The sequence below is a fragment of the Aeromonas sp. HMWF014 genome (assembly GCF_963878295.1).
Classification (GTDB): Bacteria; Pseudomonadota; Gammaproteobacteria; order Enterobacterales; family Aeromonadaceae; genus Aeromonas; species Aeromonas popoffii.
The window spans coordinates 1-6,675 of sequence record NZ_CAWNYS010000182.1 but is presented as its reverse complement, the minus strand read 5'-3'; the positions used below and the strand labels follow the sequence as shown (position 1 = coordinate 6,675).

The 6,675-nt window shown below is 59.8% G+C and carries 5 protein-coding genes and 1 pseudogene; 3 read left to right on the top strand and 3 right to left on the bottom strand.

Features of this window, described 5'->3' with window-relative positions:
• Positions 1-71 precede the first annotated feature (71 nt).
• From AAC083_RS07110 to AAC083_RS07100, 3 genes are read left to right on the top strand one after another with little or no spacing between them, the layout of a single operon-like run.
• Positions 72-1,187, top strand: coding sequence for a glycosyltransferase (locus AAC083_RS07110; RefSeq protein ID WP_258224625.1), 1,116 nt, complete (start codon positions 72-74; stop codon positions 1,185-1,187).
• A gap of 32 nt (positions 1,188-1,219) precedes the next feature.
• Entirely contained in the window at positions 1,220-2,413 is a 1,194-nt protein-coding gene (locus AAC083_RS07105) for a glycosyltransferase family 2 protein (RefSeq protein ID WP_108536187.1), read from the top strand.
• Positions 2,410-3,045, top strand: a complete 636-nt coding sequence (locus AAC083_RS07100) for a sugar transferase (RefSeq protein WP_108536186.1) — start codon at positions 2,410-2,412, stop codon at positions 3,043-3,045. Before AAC083_RS07105 ends, AAC083_RS07100 begins: the two co-directional genes overlap by 4 nt.
• 820 nt (positions 3,046-3,865) lie before the next feature.
• Here the strand turns inward: AAC083_RS07100 and AAC083_RS07095 are convergent.
• The 3 genes and pseudogenes from AAC083_RS07095 to AAC083_RS07085 form a co-directional block, all read right to left on the bottom strand.
• The gene (locus tag AAC083_RS07095) at positions 3,866-4,867 is read right to left on the bottom strand and encodes a glycosyltransferase family 4 protein (protein ID WP_108536185.1); all 1,002 of its coding nucleotides are present in this window, start codon (positions 4,865-4,867) and stop codon (positions 3,866-3,868) included.
• A gap of 82 nt (positions 4,868-4,949) precedes the next feature.
• The gene (locus AAC083_RS07090; RefSeq protein ID WP_108536184.1) at positions 4,950-6,437 is read right to left on the bottom strand and encodes a SpoIIE family protein phosphatase; all 1,488 of its coding nucleotides are present in this window, start codon (positions 6,435-6,437) and stop codon (positions 4,950-4,952) included.
• 10 nt (positions 6,438-6,447) lie between these two features.
• Positions 6,448-6,675, bottom strand: a pseudogene (locus AAC083_RS07085) (capsular biosynthesis protein); the annotation flags it as partial.

Sequence of the window (6,675 nt, the reverse complement as noted above, 5' to 3'; positions counted from 1 at the left end):
GTGTTGGTACAGGATTCGCATAGTCACCGCTACGGGGCGAAGGCGTGCTCCATTCAGGACAGGAGAACACCATGCAAATGCTCACTTCACCAACCCCTTCAGTATCCTCACAGTCCGCCATCGTGCAAATCGTCCAGCACCTGCAACCCGGGGGACTGGAAACCATGGTGCTCAACCTCAGCCAGGCCAACGAGTGCCACCAGCCCATGCACATCATCTCACTGGAGGGCACAAAAGACACGCTGCTGGCAGCCTGGCCAGCCCTGCGTCCCTTTGCCGAGGGGATCCACTGCCTGGACAAGCCAGCCGGCTGGTCGCCCGCCACCCTCTATCGTCTCATCCGTCTGTTGCGCAAGCTGCGCCCGTCAGCGGTACACACCCATCATCTGGGCCCTCTGCTCTATGGCGGACTCGCCACCCGGCTGGCCCGGGTGCCGACTCTGGTGCATACCGAACATGACGCCTGGTATCTGGACGATCCTCGTCAACGCAGGCTCGCAGGCCTGGGGCTGCATGCCTTCCGGCCTATCCTGGTGGCCGACGCCATCCCGGTCGCCAATCAGTTGCAGGCAAGGCTTGGCAAGCTGACCCCATTGGTGATCCCCAACGGCATCGATGAGCGGCGTTTTACGCCCGGCGCCAGCGAGCTGGCTCGCCAGACCCTGGGCTTGCCGCTCGGCGTCCGGCTCATCGGCTGCGCCGCCCGCCTCGAAACCGTCAAGGGCCACGCCCTGCTGCTGGACGCCATGGCCACACTGCCCGATGAGGTGCATCTTGCACTGGCCGGGGTGGGCAGTTTGCAAAATGCATTGCAGCAGCAGTGCCAACAGCTGGGGATCGCCCATCGGGTCCACTTTCTCGGTCTGGTCGAGCAGATGCCCCGCTTCTACCAGGGGCTGGATCTCTTCTGCCTCCCCTCGCTGGCAGAGGGGATGCCCCTGTGCGTGCTGGAGGCCCAGGCCTGTGGCGTCCCCGTGGTCATGAGTGCGGTGGGCGCGGCGGCAGATATCGTCTGTCCAGCGAGCGGCCAGTTGCTAGAAGAGCGCGATCCCATCCGACTGGCTCAACTTCTGGCACAAGGGTTGCTCAAGTCTTGTGGCCTGCGCGCAGCCACCAGAGCATTTGTCTGCGAGCAAGGCAGTTTGAGCCAGATGGCTCATGCCTATCAAGCGCTGTACGTCCGTTGAACTGACGGTAACCTTCGACAAAGGAGTATCCCATGGTGTGGATAATGATCCTGTTCTGGCTATGTGCAGCCTTGGTGGTCTACCACCATGTCGGCTACCCCCTGCTGCTGAAATATGTTGGCAAGCGCGCAGGTGGGCGAGTCACCCCCCCGCTCCCGGTGCAACGTGGCTTCAAGGCCGAGGCCAGCGACGCCGCGCTGCCGACCATTACCCTGGTGATGCCCATCTACAACGAGGCGGCGACCCTGGCGGCCAAGTTGCAGAATCTTGCCAGTCTCGACTATCCGGCCAACAAACTCTCCATCCATCTGCATTTTGATGGCTGCAGTGATGAGAGCTACCCCATAGCCCTCTGCCAGTTAGGCGATCCTGCACTGCAGCAGTTGCACATCCGTCTGTTCGACCACCCCTGCAATCGCGGCAAGGTGGCGGTGCTCAACGAGGCAATGACCCATATTGAAAGCGATCTTGTGGCCCTCACCGATGTCTCTGCCCTACTCCCCATAGACAGCCTGCTGTTGGCGGTCGCCCATTTTCAGGACCCAGAGATCGGGGTAGTGGGCGAGGCTTATCGCTTCTGGCAGCCCGGTTCCCAAGGGGAAGAGAGCTACTGGCACTACCAGAGCCAGATCAAGCTGTGCGAATCAGCCCTTGGCAGCATGCTGGGCGCCCACGGGGCATTTTACATGATGCGTCGGGAGTGCCTCACCCCGCTGGCCGCAGATACCATCAACGATGACTTCATGTTGCCGATGATGGCCATCGCCAAGGGATACAAGGCGGTCTATGACAATCGCTGCTCAGCCCTGGAGCTCGAGGTATCCGATGCCCTGCTGGAAGCCCAACGGCGCCAGCGTATCGGTGCTGGCAACACACAGCAGCTGCTACGCCTGCTGCCTCTGCTGCACCCCAGATTTGGCTGGGTCGCATTCAACTTTGCCAGTGGCAAGGGACTACGGGTACTGATGCCCCTGTGCCTGACACTGCTGTGGCTGTGTGCGATTCCGCTGGCAACGCAATCCATGCTGTTTCAGGCGCTGCTGGTGCTGCAACTGCTGGGGTATCTGCTGGTCACGTTAATCCATCTGACCCCCCTGTACAGCTGGCCCACTCTGCTTCGCAAGATCCACTATCTGGTACTCGGACATTGGTACAACGGCATCGGCACCCTGCGCTACGGCCTGAGGATGCTGGTACACCCCACCACACAGGAGAGAGCAGCATGAAACACCCAATTCCAACAGCAACACTGGTGATCAAACGCATCATGGATCTGATGGGTGCCAGTCTAGGCCTGCTGTTAACGCTGCCGCTGTGGCCCTTGATCATGCTGGCTATCCGGCTGGATAGCCCGGGTCCGGTGTTCTTTCGCCAGTTGCGGATCGGACGCAGCCACGAAAGCCATACCGAACTGTTTTTCATGATCAAGTTTCGCACCATGCGCGCCGACGCCGAAGCGGCCACGGGGCCGGTCTGGTGTGGCAAAGGGGACAGCCGGATCACCCGTAGCGGTGACTTTCTGCGCAAAACCCGGCTCGATGAACTGCCGCAGTTTATCAACGTACTCAAGGGTGACATGTCTCTGATAGGTCCCCGTCCGGAGCGGCCCGGGATCGCTAACCGGCTGGAAGAGGCAGTGCCTTTCTTTATCGAACGCACCTATGAGGTGGCTCCCGGCATCACAGGTTTGGCTCAGGTCAATCAGGGTTATGACGAGTCGCTGGATGATGTGCGCAGCAAGCTCGCGTTCGACCTTGCCTACTCGGTCGCGCTGCTCCATCCCTGGCGCTGGCTGGTGCAAGATGTGCATATCATCGGCAAGACGATCGCCATCATGGCTGGCAAGAAGGGGCGCTAATCCCGCCACCCGCCTCAACAACAGCCTCAGGCCATTGCCCCTGCAATGGCCTTTTTTATGAGGTATCCGACGTGGTCGTGCACGAAGCGACGGCTTGAACGCCGTCATGTGGCTACCCATCCATATGGCAGGTGCTCATGTCACCTTGAGCAACGAGCGGTATCAGGGCCGGCCGATAGCAAGGAACCATGCCCCATCACATAAAAACGAGTGGTAAAAGCCAAAATGCCCGCCAGGTAAGCATGTCGCGCCGCTAACAAATCTGTGCTGCTTCGAACGATGCCAAGCCCCACATAGCTGGCCACGATGTCGGCCTGACAAGCGACCCGCAGACAAGGGATATGACGTTCGCCGTTGCTGTGGTTAACGGAGGCGACGGGGGATCAAGGCTCCCATTGCCAGAGAGGCATCGATAGCAATGCGCAATGCGCGATGGGATCGTCACTCTGGATCATCGCGCGAACTCATGGTGGCTCGCCGGTTTTGGCAAGCTGTGTCTGCGTTTCGGGCGACGCTGGATACCCATCTCGCTTGCAGACGCAGGCGTGTGCCCTTATCTGCCTGCACTTGGTTGAGCTGTGTTGTTGGCGGCTCTGATTGTGACTGAGTATTTAAAATGTTGAATAACAGGAGCCGCGCCAGGGTGAAAGAGTCCACTTGGCTGACCCCCCAGCCCTGACGGGTTTCCAATAAAAAGAGGGAGGCATCATGCCTCCCTCACTCTTTGGCCCTTATCCCTCTCAGGTTGAGACTCACATTCTCTTAACTGACTGGCATTATGGCCAACACCACCCGTTTTACCGGGTATCACACCCGTTCTTCAGGCACTGTAGACGGCCAGAATATCGGTCACTCTGTGGTTCACGCTGTAACCCCTGGCAATGGTTCTGCGGGCCGCCTGACTCATTCTGCTACGAGCCGTCTCATCGCTGCGCAGCCAGTAGTTGACCAGCTCCGCCATGTCACGAACATGGCCGGGCTCTACCAGCCAACCATTTGATTTGTGATCAATCAGGTTAACCAAGCCGCCCACCGCAAAGGTACAGACAGGGATGCCATGGGCCATCGCCTCAAGGGCAACCAAAGGCAATCCTTCAAAACGGGAGGTAATACAGAGCAGGTCTATGTTATGCCACTCACTGGCCATGGTTTGAAAGCCATGAAGCTGCACGCGATCGCCATACTGCCGCCACAGGGGGCCCTTCATGGGGCCATCCCCGTAAAGATGAAACTCCCCGTCCGGGCAAAAGGCGGCCAACTGACAGAACGCTTCTGGTCCCTTTTCCGGGGAGAGGCGGCCGACAAACGCCACCCGGTTACCTGCAACCGATGCCGGAGTCGTCGGCATGGGCACAAAGTTGCTGATCACCGTACTTGGCACAGGCAATCTGCGAGCAATTGGCTCACTGACTGCAATACACTTCGCAAAACGCGCGGTGATACGATCCAGCCAACTGTAGAACTTCAGCCAGCCCTCCCCTTCATCACCACTGTGAAAAGTAGAAACGACCTGCTTGCCACTACACCAGGCGGTGAGCCGACCGAGCACTCCGGCCTTGTAACCGTGGGTATGAAGCAGAACGGATCCAGGCTGGCAAGCCAGCTGCCGCATGAAATCCCGGCTGTTGCGGCACACCCTGTATGGCAACCCAGCCCGCCTGAGCAACGCGATAAAAGGGGTCATACCGTGGTCGGCTACCAGCACTATGGTGACCCCCAGTCCCCTTGCCAGCAGATCGCTGGCGAGGTGTGTGATGTGAACCTCGATCCCGCCGACCTGACGGGCATCAATGGCAAGCCAAACCTGCTGTGTTGGCAACATATGTGTCCTCCTTTTGTGGCCCCAAGCCACATCCAGCAGGTTGTTGCATAGAGCGGGCCAGCCGGGCTGGGAGAGAACAGGATCAGGGGGAGGGACAGGCAATCAGTAGCAGGGTCATGTCATCCGGTGCACTGTCAGCTCTGTCGTCAAACCAGTTGGCGATACGCTGAGTCAACCGATCCAGGTTGGGTTCGTGGCTAAGGCAGATTTGCTGCAACTGCGCCTCCCACTGCTGGCGCTCGACAGCATTGCGGCTCTCCAGCAACCCGTCGGTCCAGAACAACAAACGTTCCCCCGGAAGAAGCCGGTGCTCGCAGGTGTCGAAATGGGGATCCGGTCGCAGGCCGGGCAATGGCCCGGTGACCCCAAGCTGATGCATCCCATCCGTTCCTATTAGCCAGGGCGCCGGGTGTCCCGCACTGGCCCAGCGGACCCATCCCTCTTCACCGAGTTCAATGCAGAGGGTGGTGAGCAGGGTCGCCCCAAGCAACGGATCGCTATGGACGGCAGTGGAGAGCGTTGTCAACAGCCGGGCGGGTGAGCACTGCTCGCTTTGGGCCGTCAGCAGACCGCGCAAATAGCCAGCATAGGCGTGGGCGAAGAACTTGGCCTCAGCATCGTGCCCCATCACATCCCCAAGCCAGAGCACCCGCTCCCTGACCAGCAGAAAATCCCCCCCGCCCACAGCGGCAGCTCGGGTCTGTAATGCCAGCTGATAACCATGGATACGACTGGCAGGCAACAAGGGACGCAGGGCCGAGGTCATCCGCTGATCCAGCTGATCCCCCCACTGAGACTTGAGCTGGACCGAGCGTTGCAACACCCGGGAGACAGCCAGCAACAGTGCCTGCTTGGTGATGGGCTTGATCAAAAAATCATCTATTCCGAGCGCGCCGGCCCTGCTCTGGGTCCATTGATCCTGATGACCGGTCAGGAAGATAAAGGGCACACCGCGCATTTTGGGGTCCTTCATCAACTGCTGACGCAGGCCAAAGCCGTCGATACCCTCCATCTCGATGTCGGAGAGCACCAGCGCCGGGGGCTGACGCCCTAGCGCCTGAAGGGCTGCGAGAGGATCGGCATAGCTTTCGACCCGATATTGACCGTGAAGATACCCGGTCAGCAAGGTGCGCATCACCTTGTCGTCGTCGATCACCGCCACCACGGGCTCCTGCCTGGCACAGCCACGGGCCCGCAACATCACGCGATTACGATTGCCTTGGTGGCTAAAGCTCACCTCATCAAACAGCCGGTATACCAGAGCCAGACCATACCCCCCCTCCTGCAGTTCGTCCGGTAGTTGTGTCGCTACGAGGTTAGGCTGGGGGCCACCATCGTCGTCAAGCAGAAGACTTAATCCAGATTCATCCTGTTGCAAAGTGAGCCAGAGGTGGTGAGCCGGCGGCTCTGCATACCGCACGACATTGGTGGCCAACTCGCTGAAACAGAGCAGCCAGTTGGCCTGATCCTGGGAGGGGACCTGAAACAGCGCCAACCCCTGTGCCAAGCGGCCGCGCAGTTCGCGCACCGACTGCAGGGTAGCTGGGGCAGATCGCAACCACTCTTCCATAGGCACTCCCTCAGATCCTGAAATTGAGCAGGGCGCTGCGCCGGCACCAACGCTTGAGCCACTCGGTCAGCCGGTTGTTCGGCAGCCGGTTGAGCTCACGCAAGATCTCGCTGGCAAGCCCGGGGTTAAGGCGATCGTTAAACACGGCACCCATCAGGTTGGCCTCGGCCCGGGTCAACTTGTCCACGGCCCTTTGCACCATGGCAGTCGGTGTAACCCCGGCCAACACAACCAGCAC

Coding starts and splice junctions, on each gene's coding strand:
- AAC083_RS07110 (WP_258224625.1), top strand. CDS start 72: ATGCAAATGCTCACTTCACCAACCCCTTCAGTATCCTCACAGTCCGCC.
- AAC083_RS07100 (WP_108536186.1), top strand. CDS start 2,410: ATGAAACACCCAATTCCAACAGCAACACTGGTGATCAAACGCATCATG.
- AAC083_RS07105 (WP_108536187.1), top strand. CDS start 1,220: ATGGTGTGGATAATGATCCTGTTCTGGCTATGTGCAGCCTTGGTGGTC.
- AAC083_RS07095 (WP_108536185.1), bottom strand. CDS start 4,867: ATGTTGCCAACACAGCAGGTTTGGCTTGCCATTGATGCCCGTCAGGTC.
- AAC083_RS07090 (WP_108536184.1), bottom strand. CDS start 6,437: ATGGAAGAGTGGTTGCGATCTGCCCCAGCTACCCTGCAGTCGGTGCGC.